Annotated in this window: 18 protein-coding genes; 3 read left to right on the plus strand and 15 right to left on the minus strand. The window is 71.5% G+C overall.

What is annotated here, in order from left to right:
- Positions 1 to 98 precede the first annotated feature (98 nt).
- The gene (locus tag HHX37_RS20715; protein WP_182879249.1) at positions 99 to 1007 is read left to right on the plus strand and encodes a hypothetical protein; all 909 of its coding nucleotides are present in this window, start codon (positions 99 to 101) and stop codon (positions 1005 to 1007) included.
- A 209-nt stretch (positions 1008 to 1216) separates the two neighbouring features.
- On the opposite strand, the gene HHX37_RS20720 is transcribed toward HHX37_RS20715, so the two are convergent.
- A complete protein-coding gene (locus tag HHX37_RS20720; protein WP_182886424.1) occupies positions 1217 to 2029 on the minus strand; it encodes a hypothetical protein in 813 nt (270 codons plus the stop codon).
- 627 nt (positions 2030 to 2656) lie between these two features.
- Here HHX37_RS20720 and HHX37_RS20725 point away from each other — a divergent pair.
- Positions 2657 to 3397 (plus strand): trypsin-like serine protease, encoded by a 741-nt coding sequence (locus tag HHX37_RS20725; RefSeq protein WP_220502994.1) that lies wholly within the window; start codon positions 2657 to 2659, stop codon positions 3395 to 3397.
- Positions 3398 to 3477: 80 nt separating this feature from the next.
- Here HHX37_RS20725 and HHX37_RS20730 read toward each other — a convergent pair whose 3' ends face one another.
- Positions 3478 to 4338 (minus strand): hypothetical protein, encoded by an 861-nt coding sequence (locus HHX37_RS20730; protein ID WP_182886426.1) that lies wholly within the window; start codon positions 4336 to 4338, stop codon positions 3478 to 3480.
- 23 nt (positions 4339 to 4361) lie between these two features.
- Positions 4362 to 4883, minus strand: a complete 522-nt coding sequence (locus tag HHX37_RS20735; protein ID WP_182877993.1) for a SigE family RNA polymerase sigma factor — start codon at positions 4881 to 4883, stop codon at positions 4362 to 4364.
- Between the two features lie 414 nt (positions 4884 to 5297).
- On the opposite strand from HHX37_RS20735, the gene HHX37_RS20740 reads away from it, so the two are divergent.
- Positions 5298 to 7025 carry a cellulose binding domain-containing protein gene (locus tag HHX37_RS20740; RefSeq protein ID WP_182886427.1) on the plus strand — a complete coding sequence of 576 codons (1728 nt, stop codon included), beginning with the start codon at positions 5298 to 5300 and terminating at the stop codon, positions 7023 to 7025.
- Positions 7026 to 7107: 82 nt separating this feature from the next.
- Here HHX37_RS20740 and HHX37_RS20745 read toward each other — a convergent pair whose 3' ends face one another.
- From HHX37_RS20745 to HHX37_RS20800, 12 genes are all read right to left on the minus strand, one after another.
- Positions 7108 to 9063, minus strand: a complete 1956-nt coding sequence (locus HHX37_RS20745) for a hypothetical protein (RefSeq protein WP_182886428.1) — start codon at positions 9061 to 9063, stop codon at positions 7108 to 7110.
- On the minus strand, positions 9060 to 10295 hold the full coding sequence (locus HHX37_RS20750; protein ID WP_182886429.1) for a glycosyltransferase: 1236 nt from the start codon (positions 10293 to 10295) through the stop codon (positions 9060 to 9062). Before HHX37_RS20750 ends, HHX37_RS20745 begins: the two co-directional genes overlap by 4 nt.
- Positions 10288 to 11316 carry an ABC transporter substrate-binding protein gene (locus HHX37_RS20755; RefSeq protein WP_182886430.1) on the minus strand — a complete coding sequence of 343 codons (1029 nt, stop codon included), beginning with the start codon at positions 11314 to 11316 and terminating at the stop codon, positions 10288 to 10290. Before HHX37_RS20755 ends, HHX37_RS20750 begins: the two co-directional genes overlap by 8 nt.
- A gap of 47 nt (positions 11317 to 11363) precedes the next feature.
- Positions 11364 to 12125 (minus strand): ABC transporter permease, encoded by a 762-nt coding sequence (locus HHX37_RS20760; protein ID WP_182886431.1) that lies wholly within the window; start codon positions 12123 to 12125, stop codon positions 11364 to 11366.
- Positions 12122 to 12826, minus strand: a complete 705-nt coding sequence (locus HHX37_RS20765) for an ABC transporter permease (RefSeq protein ID WP_182886432.1) — start codon at positions 12824 to 12826, stop codon at positions 12122 to 12124. The genes HHX37_RS20760 and HHX37_RS20765 overlap by 4 nt, the downstream gene beginning before the upstream one ends.
- Positions 12827 to 12878: 52 nt before the next feature.
- Positions 12879 to 13664, minus strand: coding sequence for an ABC transporter ATP-binding protein (locus tag HHX37_RS20770; RefSeq protein WP_220498544.1), 786 nt, complete (start codon positions 13662 to 13664; stop codon positions 12879 to 12881).
- On the minus strand, positions 13661 to 14728 hold the full coding sequence (locus HHX37_RS20775) for a Rieske (2Fe-2S) protein (RefSeq protein ID WP_182886433.1): 1068 nt from the start codon (positions 14726 to 14728) through the stop codon (positions 13661 to 13663). Before HHX37_RS20775 ends, HHX37_RS20770 begins: the two co-directional genes overlap by 4 nt.
- Positions 14729 to 14747: 19 nt before the next feature.
- Positions 14748 to 15581: a TauD/TfdA family dioxygenase gene (locus tag HHX37_RS20780; RefSeq protein ID WP_182886434.1), complete on the minus strand. Its 834-nt coding sequence runs from the start codon at positions 15579 to 15581 to the stop codon at positions 14748 to 14750.
- Positions 15574 to 16689, minus strand: coding sequence for a hypothetical protein (locus HHX37_RS20785; protein ID WP_182877985.1), 1116 nt, complete (start codon positions 16687 to 16689; stop codon positions 15574 to 15576). Before HHX37_RS20785 ends, HHX37_RS20780 begins: the two co-directional genes overlap by 8 nt.
- Positions 16690 to 16707: 18 nt before the next feature.
- A complete protein-coding gene (locus HHX37_RS20790) occupies positions 16708 to 17847 on the minus strand; it encodes an amidohydrolase family protein (protein WP_182879238.1) in 1140 nt (379 codons plus the stop codon).
- Positions 17848 to 17884: 37 nt separating this feature from the next.
- Positions 17885 to 18868 (minus strand): TauD/TfdA family dioxygenase, encoded by a 984-nt coding sequence (locus HHX37_RS20795; protein WP_182877983.1) that lies wholly within the window; start codon positions 18866 to 18868, stop codon positions 17885 to 17887.
- A 322-nt stretch (positions 18869 to 19190) separates the two neighbouring features.
- Positions 19191 to 21935 carry a helix-turn-helix transcriptional regulator gene (locus HHX37_RS20800; protein WP_182886435.1) on the minus strand — a complete coding sequence of 915 codons (2745 nt, stop codon included), beginning with the start codon at positions 21933 to 21935 and terminating at the stop codon, positions 19191 to 19193.
- Positions 21936 to 22187: the final 252 nt, after the last annotated feature.

Genomic DNA, 22187 nt, shown 5'->3' on the forward strand with positions numbered 1-22187 from the left:
GTCCGCCGCCATCGCCCGTCCTGCCAGCCGTTTCACCCCGCGGATCGCCTGGCGAGTCACGCGGTGAACCGGGGGAGACGCCTTTTCGTCTAGTCGGCATGAGCCGCTTCCCGTCAGCCGCCGTGGTCTTCCCCCTGGCCGTGCTGCTCGTCGTCCCGCTCGCCGCCTCCGCCTGCGGGTCGCCGCCGGACGTCGCCGCTCCCGCCGGTGACACGCGCTACACGGCGACGGGGACCGTGCTGCAGAACGAGGACCACGGGCCGCAGCTGTGCGCCTCGGTCGCGGAGTCGTACCCTCCCCGGTGCGGCGGAGCGGACATCGTGGGCTGGGACTGGAAGGCCGTCGGCGCCGAGTCGTCCGGCGGCGTCACCTGGGGGGAGTACCGGGTGGTCGGCACCTGGGACGGCTCCCGGCTCACGCTCACCGAACCTCCCCGCGAGGCCCGTCCGCCGGCGGGAGACCGCGCACCCGGGGGAGACGGTGGGCCGGGGACCGACATGACCAGTCCGTGTCCGGAACCCGCGGGCGGCTGGCGTCCGGTCGACCGGGCGAAGGCGACCGAGGAGGCCATGCGGGCGGCGATGGATCGCGCGGCGTCCGCGGACGAGTTCGCCGGCGGATGGCTCGACCAGCACTACATGGACGGAATCGACTCCCATGACGTCCGCACCATCGAGAAGATCGGCAACGACCCCGGGCGGTACGTGTTGAACCTCAGGTTCACGGGCGACCTCTCAGGGCGCGAGCGCTGGATCCGCGAGGTCTGGGGCGGCGCGCTGTGCGTGAGCGGGGCCGAGCGGACCGAGTCGGAACTCCGCCGGATCCAGCGTGAGCTGGAGGGGGAGATGCGGAGCCGGCGGTTCCTGAACCTGGCCGTGGACACCGTCGGCAACCGGGTCGGCGCCGGTGTGTACGTCGCCACACCGGAGCTGCGACGGGAACTGGACGACCGCTACGGGAAGGGCGCGGTGGCGCTGGAGGGCTTCCTGAAGCCGGTGGGGAGCTGAGCGCGTCTGTCGCGTGGCCGCGACGTCCGCAGCGACCGCGATGTCCGGGCCGGCCGATCCTGGCCTGCCCGGGGAACGGGAGAGCCCCGCGAGGCGACGGCCTCGTGGGGCCATGGGTCCGGCAGGTTCGATGGGCGTGGACTATCCGGTCCTTGCGGCTGTCGCTTCCTGTCTCTCCCTGCTCTTGTCCCTGTTGCCGGGAGCCGTCGTCACCGTCCGAACTCCTCCCCGCCCCGCTCGCTCTCGCGGGTGCGCTCGCGCTCCGGCCCGCGGCCACGGGTCTCCTCCCGCATGCGCTCGCGTCCGCGTTCCTCCCGCATGCGCTCGCCGCCGCGGGTCTCCTCGCGCATGCGCTCGCGCCCGCGAGGTTCCTCCCGGAAGCGTTCGCGTCCGCGGGTCTCTTCGCGTGTGCGTTCGCGTCCGCGGGTCTCTTCGCGTGTGCGTTCGCGTCCGCGGGTCTCCTCGCGGAAGCGTTCGCGTCCGCGCTCTTCCCGGGCCGGGATGCGCTCGCGGCCACGGATTTCCTCACGGCTGCGCTCACGTCCGCGGGTCTCTTCACGCATGCGCTCGCGTCCGCGTTCCTCCCGTATGCGCTCGCGTCCGCGGGTCTCCTCGCGCATGCGCTCGCGCCCGCGAGGTTCCTCCCGGAAGCGTTCGCGTCCGCGGGTCTCTTCGCGTGTGCGTTCGCGTCCGCGGGTCTCCTCGCGGAAGCGTTCGCGTCCGCGCTCTTCCCGGGCCGGGATCCGTTCGCGGCCACGAATCTCCTGCCGCGTGCGTTCGCGTCCGCGTTCCTCACGTACGCGTTCCCGCTCCCGGACCTGCCCGGTACGGCCGTATTGGCCGTACTGGCCGTACCGCTGACGCTCCCGTCCACGGCACCTGCCTCCCGGGCAGGGCTGTGCCGGAGCCTGCATGGCCTGGGCGGTGGTACCGGCGGCGCTGGCGGACTGCGCCTGCAGCGCCACCGGGGCGGCGAGGGCCGATACGGCGATCGTGCCGGCGGCCAGTGCTTCTCTGAGCATAGGTATCACTCCGTCGACTCCGTGATGTCACCGGGAACTCCGGCCACACGGAGCGCGATTCGATCCATCGAACCTTTGGATCCAGACCCTGGTTCTCACGCTATGGGTAACAAACGGCACAGTCACCCATCAAGCCGCAAACAACGCCTTCGCGCATCAGAAAGCGCAGCTTCCTCTGGTGTTTGGGCGTGTCGTTCCCCAGGGCTCACAGCCGCTTTGCGCGGCGGGCGAAAGCCTTCCGGGGAATTGCGTGAGGTTGGTTGTGCTCGCCCCTGCCGAGGCCGCCGCGTGCTCCGTCCCGTCCCGGCCGTTACCGCGGATCGCCGTACGAAGCCGCGCCGATCGGGGAGGTTGCCGTGACCGTCGTCGCGCCTCCCGCCTGGGTGTACGCCACCACTCGCCGTGCCCGTCGTCGGCGCGGACCGCGCCGGTGACGCGCACGGCATCCATGGGGCCGATCGGCGGACGGGCTGCCGACCCGGCCCGGCCGGGCTTTTCCCGGCGTTCTCCCGCACGTCCGTCCGGATACGCGGCCGGTAGATCTTTTCCCTGGGTTTCGGGGCGAAGCGCATAAACGGGGTACATTTGCCCATGCGTTTCGTCCCATTTGTCATGATTATTTTTTGTATGATCGTCGGAATCGCCACCCCCGCGTCGGCCATCACCAACGGCTCGGTGGACCGCGACGATCATCCGCAGGTGGGAGCCCTCATCGGCGACGCCCCGGAGAGCGACGGCACGTGGGCGTACTGCACCGGCACGCTGATCTCCCCGACCGTCTTCCTCACCGCCGCCCACTGCGGCCGTCCGGGGAAGCGGACGGCGCGGGTCTCCTTCGCCGGCCGCTACAAGCCCGGGGCCGAGGTCTTCACCGGCCGCTTCGTACGCGACCCGAGGTACACGCGCGGGCACCATCTCCATGACGTGGCGGTCGTCGTCTTCCCCTCCGCGGTCCCCGCGATCAAGCCGGCCCGGCTGCCCGCCCAGGGCCTGCTCGACCGGATGCGGGACGACGGCACGTTGAGGTCGACGCGGTTCACCCCCGTCGGGTACGGCGCGCTGACCCCCACGAAGAGGGAGGGCGGATGGCGGTTCACCTACAACGACACGCGTAACCGGACGTCCATCTCGTTCGGGCGCCTCGGCGCCACCTGGCTCAGGCTGACGCCTGACTCGGAGCGTGGGGAAGGGGGGACCTGCTTTGGAGACTCCGGCGGCCCGAACTTCCTCGGCACCGCCGACTCCGATCTGCTCGTGGCCACGACGATCAGCGGAGTGGACGACGTCTGCAGGTCGACGAACATCGACTACCGGCTGGACACCCCCTCCGCCCGGGAGTTCCTGAGGTGGTTCGTCGCTCTTCCCTGACGAGTGCGGTGGCCGTCGCGGTCACGCCGCCTCGGGGTCCCGGGCCGGGGCGGCGCCGCCCCGGCCCGGAAACCGCCTGATCAGGACTTCCCGGCGGCCGGCTTCGTGTCCCGCCCCTTGAGATCGGGGGAGTGCTCACCCTTGGCCCCGCCGGAGGCGTCCACCGGCCCGGGCACCACCTCGCCGGGGGGCGGGGCGGTGACGGTCACCGGGGTGCCGAAGTCGGCGATGTCCATGACGAGACGATGGCTGTCCTTCGGGAAGTCGAACTCCAGGCGTCGCACCCGGCCCTCGTCGTCCACGTCCACCTGGCCGGAGAGCGCCGGAGACCGGAACTCCGCGTCGCCGGAGCCGGAGTCGGAGCCGGATCCGCCCGTCAGTGTGAAGGCGAACCGCCGCCCGCTCCACCCGGGGCCGGACGCCGCGCCGTCCTCGCGTACGTCGGTCGCCGCACGGAGCCGCTCCAGGGCCGCCTGCGGGTCCTGCGGGGCGAGCTTGACCAGGGCGGCCGTCGGCGGTGCGTTCCGCAGTCTCTCGTCGACGCGCGGCAGCTCCTCCCATTTCGCCGCGCCGGCCGGCCTCTGGTACATCAGGTCGCCGACGAAGCGGGTCTCGGACGGATCTCCCGCCTCCGCGATGACGCCGACCCGCCGGACGGGATCGAAGGCGCCGTCCCACGTCCGGCCGCCCGACTGGACGTGGATCCGGAAGCTCTCACCGCTCGTGGTGTGGAGGGCGGCGGCCACCTGGGCCTGCGCCGACGTCTGGCTCGCGGGCAGCGCCGTCACGATCACGGTCACCAGCGCGGCGGCCCCCAGCGCGGCGAGCGACGGCACCAGGACCCGCCTCGGCCGGGGGGCGATCGACGGCATGAGGTCGATGCCCGCGGGCCGATCCTCGGTGGCTCTGACGAGCAACGTACGCAGGTCTCTCTCGTTCATTTCCGGCTCCTCGTGTCGGGGTCTCACCGGAGACCACTCCCTTCCGCCTCGGCGTGGTTGACCACCAGGCCGGGTGATATCAGTCGCCGCATCGCGTGCAGCCCACGGTGGGTGTGCGACTTGACGGTCCCCACCGAGCAGCCCATGAGGTCGGCGACCTCCGCCTCGGGCAGGTCGGCGAAGAACCGCAGCACCAGGGCGGTGCGCTGCCGCGCGGGTAACCTGGCCAGCGCGTTCCTGACGTCCTCGGCCACCGCCCGCGTCTCACCCAGGTCCTCCGTGCTCGGCATACCGGGGTGCTCGGCGCGCGGGATCTCCCGCCGCCATCGGGCCCGCCACCAGGACCGGTGGGTGTTGACCAGGATGCGCCGCAGGTAGGCGTCGGGCTCGCTGCCGGTGTCCAGCCGATGCCAGACCTTGTACAGCTTGCCGAGGCTGGTCTGCACCAGGTCCTCGGCGGCGTGCCAGTCTCCCGTCAGCAGCACCGCCGTTCTCAGGTGATGGTCGCCCCGGCGCCGTACGAACTCCACGAAATCCGCGTCCACCCGGTCTCCTCTCGTCGGCGGATGCCACCCCGACACGCCCTGAGACACGATCCGGGTTGACGAGAAGCGGGAAACGCGCGGCCGGCCCGGGCCGGCGCCGCACGGTCCCCGGCCCGGACCTCGGCTGAACCGGTGCAGGGCCGTCCGATTCCCCGAGCTGTAAGTTTCACGGTCCGGCGAGACGTTCGCACAGTTCACGGGCGTACGGGCCGTACCCCGTGCTTGACCCCCGCCGGGGGCGGAACCACACTCCGCTGGAGTGTTACCCCCCTCCGCGCACCACCTTGAGCGGTCCGCATCTCCGGCGCCTCACGTGCCGGTCCATGCGAGGGAATGTTAACGCCAACATCCGGAGCCGAGGAAGAACCGCGACGTCAAGGCGCGGATCGGCACCGGAGACCACGAGGAGGAGACATGACGCACGACCAGAATGGACCGGTGAGCGGCGAGCGAAGGGCGCTGAGCCGGCGGTCCGTCCTGACGACGATAGGAGCCGTGCCGGTCATCACGGCCACGTCGGCCGTCCTGGGGGCCACGGAGGCCGCGGCGGCCACCGCGACCGTCAACCCGTCGGCGCAGCGGCAGACGATCAAGGGCTTCGGCGGCATGACCCATGCCGCCTGGGCCGGCGACCTGACATCCGCCCAGCGGGACACGGCGTTCCAGACCGGCGAGGGCAAGCTGGGGTTCTCCATCCTACGGATCCCCGTCGGCGAGAGCCAGGCGGACTTCGGCCGCGACCTGGCGACGGCGAAGCGCGCGGTCGAGCTCGGGGTGACCGTCTTCGCGTCGCCGTGGAACCCCCCGGCCAGCATGATCGAGACGTTCACCCGCAGCGGCCAGACCAACGCGAAGCGTCTCAGGTACGACCAGTACGCGGCGTACGCCCAGCACCTGAACTCCTTCAGCACGTACATGAAGAACAACGGGGTGAACCTGTACGCCATATCCGTGCAGAACGAGCCCGACTACGCGCACGACTGGACGTGGTGGACCACCACCGAGATGGTGAAGTTCCTGCGGGAGAACGCCGGCTCGATCAACACCAGGGTCATGGCGCCCGAGTCCTTCCAGTACGTGAAGAGCGTGTCGGACCCGATCCTCAACGACTCCACGGCGCTCGCCAACACCGACATCATCGGGGCGCACCTCTACGGCACGTCCTACTCGAACTTCCCCTACCCCCTCTTCAAGCAGAAGGGCGCGGGCAAGGAGCTCTGGATGACGGAGGTGTACTACCCCAACAGCACCGACTCGGCGGACACCTGGCCCCAGGCGCTCGACGTGGGCGAGCACATGCACCGCGCCATGGTGGAGGCCGAGTTCCAGGCGTACGTCTGGTGGTACATCCGGCGCAGCTACGGCCCCATGCGGGAGGACGGCCAGCTCAGCAAGCGCGGCGCCATCATGGCGCAGTTCGCCAGGTTCGTCCGCCCCGGATACGTGCGGATCGACGCGACGGCGAACCCGGCGACGAACGTCTACGTCTCGGCGTACCGGAGCGGCAACACCGTCGTCATCGTCGCCATCAACAAGAACACCTCCGCGGTGAGCCAGCAGTTCAGCGTGGCGGGCGCAGGCTCGGCCGGTGTCTCGTCGTGGGTGACCGACGGGAGCAGGAACGTCGCGCCCCAGGCGGCGACGACCATGTCGAACGGCTCCCTCACCGTCACGCTTCCCGCTCGCAGCATGACGACCTACGTGACCAGCCTCAGCGGCTCCTCGCCCTCCGCGACGCCCACGTTGACGCCGACCGTGACGCCCTCCCAGTCGCCGAGCGAGTCGCCGAGCCAGTCACCCAGTCAGTCGCCGACCGGCGGCACCGGTGCGGCCCGGGTCGCCTACACGATGAACAGCTGGAGCAACGGCTTCACCGCCAGCATCAGCATCACCAACACCGGGTCCTCGACGATCAACGGCTGGACGCTGGCGTTCACCCTGCCCTCCGGACAGACCATCACCTCGGGCTGGAACGCCACCTACTCGCCCTCCAGCGGCCAGGTGAGCGCCCGCAACGTCGACTACAACGGCACGCTCGCCCCCGGGGCCACCGTCGACATCGGGTTCCAGGCCAGCCACACCGGCAACACGTCCGAGCCCACCTCCTTCACCCTCAACGGCGTCCCCTGCACCGTGGTCTGACCGCCGGAACACCCCTTGGCACCCGACCTGCGAAGGGACAGGTGCGGCCCCTCTCCTGCGAGAGGGGCCGCACCTCGCCGGGTCACCAGGGGCGTACGAGCTTCGCGGGATCGAGCCGGCCGTTCACCCGGGGGCCCCGCGGGTAGTTCACGGTGATCTCGGTCAACCTCCGCCGGACCAGGTCGTCGCGGATCGCGCGGTAGCGCTCCGCGGCCTCGGACGACGGGGAGTGCGGAGCGAGCGGGTGCCCGTCCAGGGCCCGCCCGTACCGGCTCACCTCCTCGACCCAGGCGGCGGGCTCCAGAAGGTCCGCGGCCGGCCGGGCCGCCCACCGATGGACACCGGTGGACACGGGAAGGACCATGACGTCCGGAGCCGCGGAGGGGGAGAGGCGGCCGGCGAAGAAGTCGTCGGCCCAGCGTTCCGCCGCGTCCACCGCCGCCAGAGCGGGCAGCGGATCGGGCGCGTCCGGGTCGAGCCCCCGATCCAGCAGGAAGGCCGGCCGGGTCACGAACTCCCCCGAGAGCCGCGGCAGCCGTTCCCGTACATCGGCGACGAGAGTGAGCCCGTGCACCGGGAACCGCTCGCATCCGGTCATCCGCAGCCACGGAGTGCCGTCGCGGGGCCCCGCGCCCGGCCGCACCACGCGCAGCTCGCAGAACTCCACCGTCCTGAGATACGCGGCGGCCTCCTCGGGCCCCGCCCCGCAGCGGGGGCAGGTGACGACCTCGACGGTGAGCGGGGGAGGGAAACGCGCCGTGCGGAGGAATCCCTCGGCCTCCCGCACGGCGAGCAGGCGGAGGATCTCCCCGGCCGGTGGCTCGTCGGAGGGGGCCGCCCGCCCCCGGTCCGCGGTCAGGCCGCGCGTCAGGCCCGCGACGCCGAGATCGACCAGGGCCGCACGCGCTCCGCCGCACAGCAACGCCCTGTCGGCGGCGGGCAGCCCCGAGTCGATCCAGCTGGTCACCGCCGCCCGCCGCAGCGGACCGACGAGATCCGCACGCGCGCCCGTTCCGCCGTCCGTTCCGAGGACGGTTGCGAGGCCGGTTCCGACATCGGCCCCCAGCAGGAACGCCGCCGCCCACAGCTCCGCCGCGGTGCCCGGCGCCGTCCCCGCCTCCGCGAGGGCACGCGCCCGGTCGCGGCCGTCCGGGGACGCGAGATAGGCCTCCAGACCTCCCAGAACGTCCGCCCGGCCGAGACCGAGCACGCCGCACCAGTCGCTCCATCGTCCGAAGGGATGCCGGACGAACTCCTCGCTCGTCGGCCGCAGAAAGCCGAGGAAGCAGGTGCCGAAGGCGTAGGTCACGGAGAAGTCCCAGGTGGAGGCGCCCTTCCCGCGCATCACCGCGCCCTTGTCGAATCGCGGCGGTTCCAGCCAGCGTTCCGCGGGGAGGTCCGCGCCGGGCAGGAGGACCGTGGCGCGCCGCACGCCGTGATCCATGTTCCCGGCGACGCTGGCGACCTCGTCGTGGTCGAGCAGGTGGGGTACGGTCACCAGGACGCGGCGGTCGCGCTCACGCAGGAAGAGGTCGATCACCGTGTCGTCGTCGCGGACGTGGTCGGGGACGCCCGCCAGGTAGTCGCCGAGCTCCTTGGCCAGGCCGACCGGCAGGACGAGCCCCTGCGTGGGGACCCACTCGCCGGGGACGAGCCGCGCCCACGACGCGCCGCCGGCCGCCGCCTGGCGGATCGCGTAGGAGTTGTAGGGCGAGTTCCAGTGCGCGTAGAGGGCGAGCGCGTCGTCCGGACAGGCCGCGACCGCGGCGTGCAGATGGGCGGAGAACCCGTCCACGAGGAGCACGTCGTCCTGGAGGACGAGATGGTGGGTCGCGTCCGGGCTCCAGGCCGCCCACGCGCGCTTCGCCGTACGCAGCGGGCTGGGGAACGAGCCGGGGTCGGGGTCGGGGACCGGCACGAGCCGCAACGGAGCACACGCCTCGGCGATCCGGGGGATCCGGTCCCCTCTGGCCGGGTGGTACATGACGGCGACGCTGATGCGCGGGAACCCGGGGAGACCGGTGAGGCGATCCGTCATCGCTCCTCGCTCGGGACGGTCTCCACCGCGGGAAGCCACCGGACGCGCCTGCCGATCCTGGCCGCCTCGCTCTCCAGGAGGTCCACCGCCCACCGGGGATAGGCGCGCAGGGAGGGGGCGAGCAGGCAGAGGTCGAAGGTGCCGGGCTCCAGCATTGTGCGGAAACCGTGCAGCGGCAGCACCTCGATGCCGGGGTGGTTGCGGCGCGCCTCCTGGGCGAGTCCGGGAACCGGCTCGACGCAGAGGTCACCGCCGTTCACGGCGTACAGGCAGTCGGCCCCGAACAGGGCCGTGGCGGGGCCGGGATCGACCCGCCGGCCGGACGGCCGGAGCCGGGCCAGCCGGATCCGGTTCCGGGACGCGGCCCGCAGCTCGGCGAGCCGCGGATGGAGTTCGTGCGCCCAGCAGACCGTGGAGACCTCGACGACGGGATCCATGTGCTTGCGCAGCAGCAGCGCCGCGTGCTTCTCGTAGCTGGGGCGCAGCGCCGCCAGGTCGCGGGTGTGGGGGATCTCGACGCAGGCCGCCCCGCGGGCCAGGGTGAACTTCAGCCCCTTCTCGTACAGGCGCCGGCCCAGTTCGACGTCCTCACCGCTCCAGCCGACGAAGTCGTCGTCGAAACCACCGGCCAGGTGGAAGTCGGCGGCGCCGACGGACACGTTGCCGGTCCAGTAGAAGATCCACGGAGCGGCGTACCGGTCGATGTCGTCCCCGAGGCTCCGGTAGCACGGCTCCCGCATGTCCCGGTGCCGCCCGCTCAGGGTGAACCGGTCGATCAGCTCGTCGGGCGGCTCGCCGAGATCGTCGTGGGAGACCCGGTTGGCCGGGTCGTGGTCGTAGCCGAAGATGTAACCGATCACGGCCCGGCCGCCGCCCTCGTGCGCGGCCAGGTGCCCGCTCAGCAGGTGGCGGGAGGCGAGCATGCCGCTGTCGAGGAACACCAGGATCCGCCCCTCGGCCCGGGCCGCGCCGAGGTTGCGTGCCTGCCCCGCCCGGAATCCCAGGTCCTCTTGGTAGACGTAGCCGATCCGGAGGTTCCCGGCGTGACCCTCGACCACGAGCCGGGTGTCGTCGCTCGACCCGTCGTCGGCGACGATCACCTCGTACCGGTCGCGGGGCAGGTCCTGGTGAGCCAGGGAGCGCAGCGTACGGTCCAGCTCCCGCGCCCGGTTGTAGGTGGGGATGACGACGGACACCTCCGGTGCGCCGTGCTCACCCGGCCGCTCAGCCAATGAGGGCCTCCTTCGCCAGGCTGGTGTCCAGCACCGAGGAGACGGGAGGCAGCGTGCTCACGCCGCGTGCCCGCAGACCGGCGTAGACGGGACCCGCCAGCCGGTCGGGGTCGATCGAGCCCAGGCCTCGGTCACCGGTGGCTCCGCGGATGAGCGCGGCCTGCACCTCGTTCTCCCGCCGGGCCGCCGCCGGATCGAGTCCGAGGTCCTTGCCGTACTTCTCCACGGCCAGCTTGGTCCCGAGCGCCGGGTCCTTCAGGTTGTGCCGGTACCCCCGGATCACCGCGCGCAGGTAACCGACGAAACGCGCCCGGTCCGCCGCGAGGTCGGCGCGTTTCACCGCCATGACGAGCGCGTAGTCGGGCATGCCCAGCTGCCCCTGGGTCACGCTGACCACGCGGACGCCCTGCTGTTCCAGCGCGAGTGGCTGGGCGGTGACGTAGCAGGCCATGACATCGCAGTCCCCCTTGGTGAGCGCCGTGGTGCCCGCGCCCACCGGAACCCGTTCGTAGCGGACGGGCAGCTTGTTGATCTTCAGGATCGCCTCCACCATGACCTCCGCGCCGGGTGACAGGCCGATGCGCTTGCCCACGAGATCCTTGGCGGTGCGCACCGGGTTGGACGCGAGGCTGACGAAGCCGCCCGGGCTCTCCTGGAAGACGGCGCCGATCGCGACGAGGTCGGCTTCGCTCTCCCTGGCCTTGATGAGGGCGCCGAAGTCGACCAGTGCGACGTCCGCGCCACCCGCGGTGACGACGCTGACGGCGTCGGGGATGTTCGGCCCGCCGGCGAGAAGCGGCGCCGACAGTCCCTCCTCCTTGAAGTACCCCTGTTCCTCGGCGATGTAGAAGCCGGCGAACGTGACGGTCTTCAACCAGGATAACTGGGTACGCACCACCTTCCCGCCGTCCGCGGACCCCCCGCCCGATGACGGAGAACACGCCGTGAGCAGTCCCGCGGCGCTCAGTCCGCCGAGAGCCACGGTGGTGCGCAGGAACCCGCGCCGGGAGAACTGGTCCACTGTGAGTCCGTCCTTTTCTTGGTGCCGTTCAGTTTTCTTGGTGCCGTTCAGTTCTTGTGCAGGGAGAGGAGAGAACGTGTCCTCCGCTCGGCGAGGTCCATGACCTCGTAGGCGAGCAGGGAACTGGCCAGCGAGGTCAGCAGGATCGCCCACACCGTGGGCGTGTCCAGGAGCCCCTGGGAGCGGGCCAGCAGGGCTCCGAGCCCGTCGTTGGCGGTGAGGAACTCCGCGGTGAGCGCGGCGAGCACCCCGACGCAGGAGGTCAGCTTGGCCGCCTGCACCAGTTCCGGCAGGGCGACGGGCAGCGAGACGTACCACAGGAGCCTGCCCCGGCCGCCGCCGGTGACCCGGACGACGTCGACGAGGGCGGGCGGGATCCGCAACAGAGCGGCGCCGACCAGGGCGAACGAGGGAAAGAAGCTCATTATCGCCGCGGTGGCGACCGCGGCCGGCCCGCCGTAGCCGAAGAACGTGGCGATCAGCGGGCTCAGGGCGAGCACCGGCACACACCGCATGATCATTCCGGCGACGCGGGTGAGCGGCTCCACCATCGGGAGCAGGTGCGCGGCGATCGCCAGCGCCGTGCCGAACACCAGTCCCAGCCCGATGCCGGCGACGGCACGCGCCACGGTGAGCGCCAGCGCGCTCGGGTCCGCGACCTTGGCGACCAGGCTGTCCGCCACCTTCGCGGGGTCGGGCACCAGCAGCGCGGGCACGGCGCCGCTCAGGCGCACCAGGACCCAGACCACGGGGAGGCCGACGAGGACGACGCCGTATCCGAGCAGCCGGTGCACGCGCGCGCGGCTCATGCGACGCTCCCGGTGGTTCCGCGGCGGCGGTGGACCGTCCGGGCCAGCCGGGCGAACACCGCGTAGACGATCGAGGACGCCGCGACGACGAGCACGCTGACCGTCGCCACCAGGTCGTCCTGTCCCTCACGCAGCCCCGAGACCAGGAGTACGCCGAGCCCGCGCTCGGAGCCGAACCACTCACCGATGAGCGCTCCGAGGAGGGCTCCGGGCACGGCGAACTTGACACCCTCCACGACGTGCGGGAGAGCCCCCGCGGCCTCCACCAGGCGCAGGCGACGCCACCGTCCCGCGCCGTGCACGGCGAGCAGGTCGCGCAGTCCCCGGGGGATGGTCCCCAGCCCGGCCTCGGCCGCCGAGAAGACCGGCAGGGCCACACTGATCGCGGCGGCGATCACCGGTATGGCCTCGCGCTCCACCGACGAGGTCAGCAGCGGCCCGAGCGCGACCAGCGGGACCGCGTAGCAGATCAGCATGAGGAGCTGGAGCGGCCCCCGCGCCCCGTCCGCGGCGCCGGCCGCCCAGGCCGCCACGATCGCGAGCGCGGCCCCGGCGACCAGGCCGTACGCGGCCTCCAGCAGGGTGACACCGGCCGACTCGATCAGCAATTCCCGGCGCGTGGCCAGAACGGGCCAGATCTCCGCCGAACCCGCGGCGCCGAACCCGTACCACACGAGCAGGGCGGCGGACACGAGCAGCACGCCGCCCAGGAGGGGCGTGGCCGCGCGGTGAGCGCGGCCACGGAGAGACGGTCTAGGCATCGAGCGCCTCGATGCACTCCTGCACGGCGTGCCGGAACGACTCGTCCGGGACCTCGGGCCTGGGCCGTGCCATCGGCACCGTGATCTCCCTCACGATGGTGGACGGGCGGCCCGACATCACCACGACGCGGTCGGCCAGCAGCACCGCCTCCTCGACCGCGTGGGTGATCAGAACGGTGGTCGGGCGGACGACGGTCCAGACGCGTTCCAGCTCCCGGTTCAACCGGCGCCGGGTGATGGCGTCGAGCGCTCCGAACGGCTCGTCCAGGAGCAGCAGCGACGGCTCCATGACCAGCGCCCGCGCCAGCGCGACGCGCTGGCGCATCCCGCCGGACGCCTCGTGGGGGCGCAGGTGGGCGAGGCTGCGGAGGCCGACGAGGTCCAGGATCTCGTCGACGCGCTCCCGGTCCGGCCGCCGTCCCGCGGCGCGGTAGACGAACTCGACGTTGCGCCGCAGCGACGCCCAGGGGAGGAGGGCCGGGTCCTGGAAGGCCATGCCGATGCGGTGTTCCCGCGCCAGCCGGGCCGGTGGACCGCCGCAACAGGTGATCGTGCCGTCGGTGGGCGTCTCCAGCCCGGCGATCATCCGGAGCAGCGTCGTCTTCCCGCAGCCCGACGGGCCGATGATCGCCAGGAACTCCGAGGTGCGGACCTTCAGGCTGATGTCACTTACGGCCCGCACGGCCCGGCGGCCGGAACCGTAGCTCTTGGACAGAGCCTGACCGTGGATCGCCACATCGGTCCCGGCCGGCGAGGTCTCCTCGTCGCGTGCGCTCACCGAGCGGCCCCGTGCGTGAGGCGGACGCCCGGCCATCGGTCGTCCGGTGGGCCGGCCTCCTCGACGTAGGCCTGCCACCTGGACCGCAGCAGCCGTTCCGCCGCGGCCGCCACCGGGTTGAGCTCGCAGCGCGGTTCGTCCGGCCGGGTCTCCCACGCGATCTGCTCGCGCACCCCGATCCAGGCGTCCTGTTCCTGGATCCGGGCGAGCACCAGACGGCGGAAGAACGGCTCGGCGAACTGGCGCAGGTGCCTGGTGCCCCGCCTGGCCTTGATGTACAGCGTGATGTAGACGGCGACCCGGTCCCGGCCCTCCGGCCGGAAGAAGGCCCACACCACCATCCCGTCGCCGAGACGCGCCTGATGGTGGGGATAGTCGTAGTACACCTCCAGCGGGTAGGTCACCGTGGAGGCGTTCCGGTCGGAGCCGAGCAGCATCCGGAGCGTACGCTCCGCCCGGCTGTGCCCGCTGGTCACCTCGTACGCCCCGAAGACGCGCTGCTCGTCGGTCTCGAGGTCGTGCAGGCGCAGCCGCGACCAGGGCTGGTACTTCCGATGCAGGTGGAAGTGGGTGTAGTCCATCCCGTTGATCAGGCCGACGCCGTAGTGGTTGGGGAAGACCCGGTCCTGCCGGAACGAGAACCACTCGCCGCCGTCCCACCGCGAGGTGTCCGGCGGCTGCGGAGGCAGCGGGTCGGCGGGCTCGGGGACGAACCAGACCAGGCCGCTGCGCTCGGCGACGGGAAAGCTCCGCACCCGCAGGCGGGGAAGCGGCGCCTCCTCCTCCCAGTAAGGGATCCGGGCGAGCGCTCCGTCCGGGCCGTACTCCCATCCGTGGTACGGGCAGACGATGCGGCAGTCGCGCACCTCGCCCTCGTGGAGCGCGACGCGGCGGTGCGCGCAGGCGTTGTCGAGACAGTGGACCGCGCCTTTAGCGTCACGGAAGACGACGAAGGAACGGCCGAGGAAGCGGACCTCCCTGGCCTGTCCCGGACCCAGCTCGTCGCTGCGGCAGGCCGGATACCAGCAGCGGGGGTCCACACCGATGTCGCAGAGGTTGCTCAATCTTTCTCCTGTTGTGCGTTCACGCGGCGGCACGGATCAGGCACCGCTGCAGCCAGCGGTCCGTGCCGTCGTAGCGCGGTTGGTAGGCGGTGCGGCCGTGAACGAGGTGGGTGTTGTCGATGAGCAACAGGTCCCCGGTCCGAAGGTTGATCGTGACGGTGCGGTCCGCGATCCCCTCACGCAGCGTCCGCAGCGGGCGCTCGTACTCCTCCCCGACCGCGCACAGCGCCTCGGCGTAGTTGAAGCGGAGCCGGCCGCGCCACCGGGACGCCACCGGTTTGGGCTCGGTGAGCGTGCCGTCGGGCAGGCGGAAGGCGAAGGCCGGCTCGGCCAGCGCACGGCGGGTGCCGGGATCGAGCTCCGCCCACACGTCGAGCAGGTCGCATGCCAGGGTGCCGACCCTCTCGTCCGCCCGCAGGCAGAGCAGGACGAGGGCGTCCGGCGTGTTCGGGCGGAACGCCGTCTCGGTGTGCATCTCCAGGTAGACGGCGTTGCTGGCGTTCTGCCTGGACGCCTCCCCGCGGAGCGGGTAGAGGTTCTGCACGCGCGCGCCCGCGTGCCAGTCCGCGAAGGAGATCACCTCGCCGACCAGGGACGCGAGGGCGAGCAGCGGCGACTCGGTCCCGATCAGGCGTCCCACCTCGGTGTAGGGGCGGTCGGGCGTGGGCGGCAGGTCCGCCGGTACCCATGCCCCGGTGACGTGCAGCAGGCCGGCCTCGCCCAGGGTCCGGCCGAACCGCGTCGCGGCCCGGGCCAGCTCGGGCCCGAGGCCGGACGACTGGTCTTCGCCGCCTTCGGCGACGTCCGGGGGCAGGGTCAGCAGCCCCCGGCGGTGCGGGTGGTGCTCAGGCAAGGCTGAATACCCCCGAGAAGACGGGGAGCCGGTACTGCTCGATGATCTCGTTGAACTTCACGTGTACGCGGATGAGCTCGTCGAGGTCGTAGACGAAGGGAATCTGCTGCTGCTTCACCACGAACGCGGTGAAGACCGTGGGAGAGGGGACGACCCCGAGCCCGGCGATGGTCTCCAGTCCGCGCAGGGTCTCCTCGGGTGGCTCGATCCCGGCGAGCAGGCAGCTGCCGACGTTGCCGGAGCCGAACACCTCCACCGCGTCGGTGAAGATGTCCACGTAGTCCGCGAAGGTGATGTCGGCCTTGTAGCCGTGGATGAGCCGTCGCCGGTAGTCCGCGCTGACCACCTCGATCCCGCTGTTGAAGCGGGAGACGCCCGAGTCGCGCAGGGTGGTGAGGTATTCAATCCGGCGGGCCCGGTTCCCGATGAGGCTCGGCGGGATGACCTGCGAGACGTAGATCCCCTCCGTGTACCCGACGTCGCGCAGCGCCGTCGCCATCCGGCAGTGGCGCTCCAGTTCGAGCGCCTCGTTCGTGATGCTGCCGGTGCACAGCCAGACGATGTCGTACTTGGTGTGGAAGTCCTCCGCGTGTTCTTCGACGTAGCGGAGGCACTCGTCGAAGTTGGCCTTGTAGCTCCCGGTCTTCGTCTGCTGGATGGCGAGCACCTCCCACTCGCTCTCCTTGAAGCAGAAGTCGCAGGAGTACGCGCAGTAGGTGTGGTAGTCGAAGACGAAACTGCGGGTGCCGTTCTCGCGGAGCAGCCCGAAGTTGTACATGCCGGTGGGCGCCCGGTCGTCGTCGACGAACTGCTCGCAGGCCACCTCGCGATCCTCGTCGTTGATCAGCGCGCTGAGCCGCGTGCCGTCGAAGCAGAAGGGAGAGGCCTGGTTCACCCGTACGGTGATCTTCTTGCGGAAGTCGGGGCCGCTGATCACGATCTCGATCCGCGGCAGCACCTGGCCGAGGATCGGCAGCCGGATGTCGGTGGTGGCGAAACGCACTCCGTCCCGGAGGGCGCCGAGCCGGAACACCTCTTCGATCCGTACGAGATCGAGGTTCTTCAGCGTCAGCGGGATGCGGGAGTCACGAGCGGCCGCACGTCTCATGAAAGTTCTCCGGGGGAGTTATTTGTCCAGGATGCGGAGGGCGTTCTCGCCGAGCAGGGCACGGCGCAGGTCCTCGGGGAAGGCCGCCAGAACCGGGTCCCACTCCTCGCGCGGCCGGAAGGGCGTGCCGGGGTGGGGAAAGTCGGTGGCGAGGAGCACCCGGGAGCGGAGCTCTTCGGGGAGCCCGTCGAGACGCTCGCCGAGGCCGGTCGAGAAGAAGAAGGCGTCGCGGTCGTACAGGTAGTGCCGGGGCGGGTGGTCGGGGGTGTCGCGTCCGGTCTCCCGCAGCGTCTCGAACGACTCCTGCGCGCGCTCCAGCCAGGCCGGCAGCCAGCCGATGTTGCATTCGTGGAAGGCGAACCGCAGGTCCGGGAAGCGGTCGGGGACCCGGGCGTCGAGCAGCCCCGCCAGGAAGAGCTGCCCGGGCAGGATCTCGTTGACGTGGTTGAAGAAGGCGCCGGTGCCGGGCGCGCGCACGCTGGTCGGGAGGGGCAGCGGCAGCAGGTGCGGCACGGCGACCTTGTGCAGGTGGATCACCATGCCGTGGTCCTGGGCGGCCGCCCAGAACGGGTCGAGCCGGGCGTCGAGGACCGTCACCCCGTGGGGAAGCATCACGTGCCGGAAGCCCGTCGCTGCGAGCGCGGCCACCTCCTGCGGAAACGGCGCCTCGGGGGACAGCGCCAGCTGACCCACGGGGACGAGCCGGTCCGGGGCGGCCGAGGCGAAGTCGGCCATCCAGCGGTTGTAGGCCCGCAGGTGGGCGACCGCGTAGGGGGAGGCGCAGTCCACCTCCCTGGGCCAGATGAGGCCGAGGGACGGGAAGAGCAGCGTGGCCTCGATGCCCTCGGCGTCCAGCCACCGCACCCGCGCGTCGCCGTCGTAGGACGCCGGCGGGCACGACTCCCTGAAGGGCGCGTACTCCGCGCGTTCCAGGGTGTTCCAGTCCACGATCGGCTCGTCCGGGTCGTAGGGGACGCCGCCGAGCCGGCGGATGAGCCTGGAGGGTCTCCCGTCGATGAGGAGGCGGTCGCCGTCGGACGGATCACGCTCCACCCGCAGGCACGCCTCCCGGAACGCGGGGTCGACGTACTCCTCCCACAGATTCCCGGGTTCGATCACATGGCCGTCCGCGTCGACGACCGGGTAGCCGTTCCACATGGTCTGAGTCCTCGCGTCGGTCGGGGAGCCGGGCCCGCTACGGCTGGGTGGCGGGCTGGCTGAGCGCCTTCTGGTAGTCGTCGGGGTAGTTCGCGTAACGCCGATCGGAGATCAGGCGGCCGGTCTCGCGGTCGCCGTCCAGCAGGCGGGTGGTGACGAGCATGCGTTGCAGCCAGCGATCGGTCCCGTCGTAGCTCGGGACGATGGCGTTGCGCCCGTGGACGACCCGCGAGTTGTCGAGGACGAGCAGGTCTCCCGTGACCAGCGGGACGTCGGTGGCGATGGCCAGGACCCGCCGGGACAGCTCGTCCAGCGTCCGTTGCGACTCCTCGTCGATCGCGACGAGGTCGCCGACGTACTCGATCACCCGCGTGCCGTCCCGGAAACTGATGATCGGCTGCGGCTCGGTGAGCCCGCGCCCGTCGATGACGACCACCGGGTTGTCGGTCTCGAACGCGTACCGCGCCTGGGCGAGCACCGCCAGATCGGCCTCGTCCAGCGAGTCGACGACCCGGGTGATGTCGGCGACCCGGGTCTTGGCCTGACCGGTCGGATCGCCCCGCAGGCAGAGCAGGGCGAGATAGTCGGGGGACACGTCGCGGAAGGGAGTCTCGGTGTGCAGGAGGAACTCCACCGCGTTGGACCCGAACTGCAGATCGCGATGGGCCCGGATCGGGTACTTGTTGTGGACCAGATGACCGGAGTCCCACTCCAGGTAGCTGAACGGCTCGCCGAGCAGGTCGACCACGCCGGCGAGCAACGCCTCGGTGCCCACCGCGGCGAGTTCGGGCAGCGAGGAGAAGGACCGTCCGGGCGTGGGCGGCAGGTCGCGGACGATCGGCAGGTTGCGGAGGAGCAGCGCGCCGGGCGCCCGGCGGAGCCGGAGGGCCTCCACCGCCGCGCGCACCCCTGCGGGGAGCACGCCCCGGTTCCGGCGTACCTGCGCCAGGAAGGTCTCGAACTCGTCGTACGGATTGGCGTCGACGGAGGCGATCCCTGCCCTGAGGGCCTCTCTTTCCACGTCTGTAAGCTCGACGACGGGGATTTCTGTCAGCGGCTCAGTTGATTCGGACATGGCGGAAATCCGTTCCGTAGCGGAGGAGTACGCGTGCCGGGCCTGTCATTCCCGCCCGGGTCCTCGTAATTCCGGGCGCGGAAAACCGGGGCTGAGTCGATCCGGGTTCCGAGGTGCGCGGGCCATACCTCTCCTATCGCACACGCCTCCTCAGATTGCACACGCCGCCGGCCCGGCGGCCGGTTTCAACGCAGTTGATTTAACATGCCCCTTCTTGCGGCGTCATTGGGGAAAACCCTGAAACGCCGTGATCGGACGCGGATCGTCGTCAGCCGTGCCCGGGGGTCCGCCTGCCGGAGTTCATGCGCAGCGCGAGTTCGGTGCGGCTGCGCACCCCGAGCTTGCGATAGACGCTGGACAGGTGGCTCTCCACCGTCTTCACCCCGATCGCCAGCTCCCTGGCGATCTCCTGGTTCGTCCGGCCCTCGGCGGCCAGCGCGGCGACCTGCGCCTCCGACACGGTCAGGCGGTCGGGCGGGGTGAGCCTCGACCGCGGCTCATCTCTCCCCGCCCACCACTCGGCACCGATCTTGGTGAAGATCCTCGACGCCCGTTCCATGGTGCGCCGCGCGGCCTCCCGCCGGCGCAGGCGGCTCTGTGACCTGCTGAGCGCGAGCAGGGCGCGGCCGAGTTCGAAGGGCGCACCGGCGGCGGAGAACTCGGCCACGGCGGCCTCCAGTTCGGCGGCTCCCCGTTTCGGGGATCCGGTGGCGGTCAGCAGCACGCCGTGTGCCCGGCCGGCGAGGCCCCGGCCCAGTGGCCGGTCGGCGACGCGCACGTGCCGCTGGATCCGCTCGACGCGCTCGGCCGCCTGGTCGTACTGTCCGACCTGCACCAGCGCCTCGACGTGGTCGGCGCCCGCCGTCGGGCAGACCACGTCGAGGACGACGCCGAGGGAGCGGGCCGTCTGCTCGGCGGCGTCCAGGTGCTGGACGGCCGCCATCGGGTCGCCGTCGGACAGGTCGATGAAGCCCAGCAGGGCGCGCACCGAGAGCGCGGCCAGCCTGTTGCCCGAGGTCTGGGCGATCCGCAGTCCCTCGCCGGCCAGCAGCCGGGCCCTGCCCAGCTCGCCGTGCATGCCGAGCAGGAGCGCCTCGGTGAACAGGGCGGCGGACGTGGGGACGCCGGTCGCCTCCACCGCGCGCGCGGCCAGGTCCGCGTAGCGCGCCGCCGCGCGCAGATCACCGGCGAGGCATTCCACCTCGGTGGCCCAGGCCATCCCCCAGTCGGCGCAGGCCACGGTGCCGGCCTCGACGACCGCGGTGCGCAGAGCACCGAACACGGCCCGCGCCGCGGGCAGGTCGCCCAGGCAACGGCACAGGAAGCCGTACAGGTGCGGGACCGCGAGCGAGTGCTCCAGGGGGTTGTGACGGTGTGGCACGGGCATGGCCGCCGGGGGCGGGGCACCGCGGATGAAGTCGATCGTGGACAGCACGGAGACGGCCTCGCCGCGCGCGTCGTCGTTCCCGGACGCCTCGGTGAGGCGCAGCAGTTCCCTGGCATGCCCCTGAGCGGCGGCGAGGTCGCCTCTGTGCACGGAGTAGTACGTGAGGCCGGTCGTGATCGGGATCAGCAGGTCGGGCCGGCCGGCGGCCTCGGCACGGCCGCGCTCCAGACGCGTGATCGAACCCGCGACGTCGCCGGAGTTGAAGGCGGCCTGCCCCAGGCGGAGGAGCATCTCCGAACGGACCGGCCCGGGCGGGCAGCGGCGCAGCGCGTCCTCCAGGATGTCCAGGGCCCGGGATCCGTCTCCTCCGGAGATCAGGTGGCCGGCGGCGTCGCGCCAGCGGCGCAGGCGGAGTTCGCGCTCCCCGGGGGAGGTGAGCCGGGCGGCCTGCGCCGTCATGTGGCCCGCGGTCAGCGGGTCGCCACGGGCGGCGGTCAGCGTGGCGGCGGCGGCGAGCGTGTCGGCCACGACAGGGTCGGTATGGCCGGCGGTGGCGGCCAGGTGCCTCGCGCGTTCCTCCACGTCGCTCACCACCCGGGCGAGCCGCTGATGCATCTCCCGGCGCCGCAGTGGTCCGGCGACCTCGAACACCACGTTCCGGAGCAGCGGGTCGCGGAAGCGAAGGGACTCGTGTTCCAGTACGACGAGACGCCGGGCGATCGCCTCCGCCAGCCCCGTCAACGTGCCGATCACGGTGCGGACGAGAGCGATCGTGGGCGTCTCGGCGCAGGCGACCACCAGCACCGCCTCCGCCACGGCCGGAGGCAGTGCGCGGACGCGCGCACGGAGCAGGCGCCGCAGACTCTCCGGCAGCGGGAGGTCGCCGGTCGGATAGGACCGCTCGCTCCACGCCCGGGCCGTCTCCAGGCCGAACAGGGGGTTGCCGCCACACGCCCTGTGCAGCCAGCGCAGCAGAGGCCGGGGGAAGGCCGTGCCGTAGCGGCTCTCCACCACGGCGGCCAGGGCGAGGGGGGCCAGCGGCCCGACCTCCCAGCAGGTGACCCGCTCGGGAGGCAGCACCCGGACGAGCGTGGGCCAGGCGTCGCCCTCCGTCTCCGCGCCGAGCGTGACGAGCAGCTTCACAGGCTCGACGGTCAGGCGCCGGAGCACGAAGGTGAGCACGACCTCGGTCGCGGAGTCCAGCCATTGGAGGTCGTCGAGGGCGATGAGCACGGGTCCTTCGGCGGACAGGTTCCTGAGCAGGTCCAGCACGGCCAGCGCCACCGCGCGCTGGTGGGGCGGCGTCCCGGGGGCCTGCTCCCACCACAGTGTGGCGGCCAGCACGCCGCGCAGCGGCTCGCGCAGACCGCGTACGGCCTCGGAGCCCTCCAGGCCGGCGAAGAGGTCGCCGAGACCGACATAGGACAGGCCGGTCTCGCTCAGGTCGGATCGGCAGGAGAGGACCCGGAACGACCGCTCCTTCGCGGCGGCCAGCGCGGCGGACCAGATGGTGGACTTGCCGACACCCGCGTCTCCGCCCAGCACTCCCATGGAGGGGCCGGAGACGCCGGCGTCGAGCCATGTCTCGATCGCGCGGGCCTCGTCGGCCCTGCCGGGGACGTCCATTGATCCTCTCGACGGAAGTTTCCTCACCGGCAGCGGTCGCCGCGGCGGTGAGGAGATTCAACTACCGCGATGATCGCAACGTAACAGTTGATGCGAAACATTCAGGGTTTTCCCTGATGAAACCGCCAAGAATGTCACGTTTACTTCCTTCGGTGGAGCGGCCGCGAGTACCGCGTGCACAGGCGGACCTACGGACAACTCTCTTACCAAAAGGTACTTCTCCCTTTGAATAGCCATAATTCGGTCGAGCCT

The sequence above is a fragment of the Microbispora sp. H10885 genome, from assembly GCF_014161415.1.
GTDB lineage: Bacteria > Actinomycetota > Actinomycetes > Streptosporangiales > Streptosporangiaceae > Microbispora > Microbispora triticiradicis.

What these genes read in the sequence shown, in the direction of transcription:
- HHX37_RS20715 (WP_182879249.1), top strand. Translation starts at nt 99, where the DNA reads ATGAGCCGCTTCCCGTCAGCCGCCGTGGTCTTCCCCCTGGCCGTGCTG.
- HHX37_RS20720 (WP_182886424.1), bottom strand. Translation starts at nt 2,029, where the DNA reads ATGCTCAGAGAAGCACTGGCCGCCGGCACGATCGCCGTATCGGCCCTC.
- HHX37_RS20725 (WP_220502994.1), top strand. Translation starts at nt 2,657, where the DNA reads ATGATCGTCGGAATCGCCACCCCCGCGTCGGCCATCACCAACGGCTCG.
- HHX37_RS20730 (WP_182886426.1), bottom strand. Translation starts at nt 4,338, where the DNA reads ATGAACGAGAGAGACCTGCGTACGTTGCTCGTCAGAGCCACCGAGGAT.
- HHX37_RS20740 (WP_182886427.1), top strand. Translation starts at nt 5,298, where the DNA reads ATGACGCACGACCAGAATGGACCGGTGAGCGGCGAGCGAAGGGCGCTG.
- HHX37_RS20745 (WP_182886428.1), bottom strand. Translation starts at nt 9,063, where the DNA reads ATGACGGATCGCCTCACCGGTCTCCCCGGGTTCCCGCGCATCAGCGTC.
- HHX37_RS20760 (WP_182886431.1), bottom strand. Translation starts at nt 12,125, where the DNA reads ATGAGCCGCGCGCGCGTGCACCGGCTGCTCGGATACGGCGTCGTCCTC.
- HHX37_RS20785 (WP_182877985.1), bottom strand. Translation starts at nt 16,689, where the DNA reads ATGAGACGTGCGGCCGCTCGTGACTCCCGCATCCCGCTGACGCTGAAG.
- HHX37_RS20790 (WP_182879238.1), bottom strand. Translation starts at nt 17,847, where the DNA reads ATGTGGAACGGCTACCCGGTCGTCGACGCGGACGGCCATGTGATCGAA.
- HHX37_RS20800 (WP_182886435.1), bottom strand. Translation starts at nt 21,935, where the DNA reads ATGGACGTCCCCGGCAGGGCCGACGAGGCCCGCGCGATCGAGACATGG.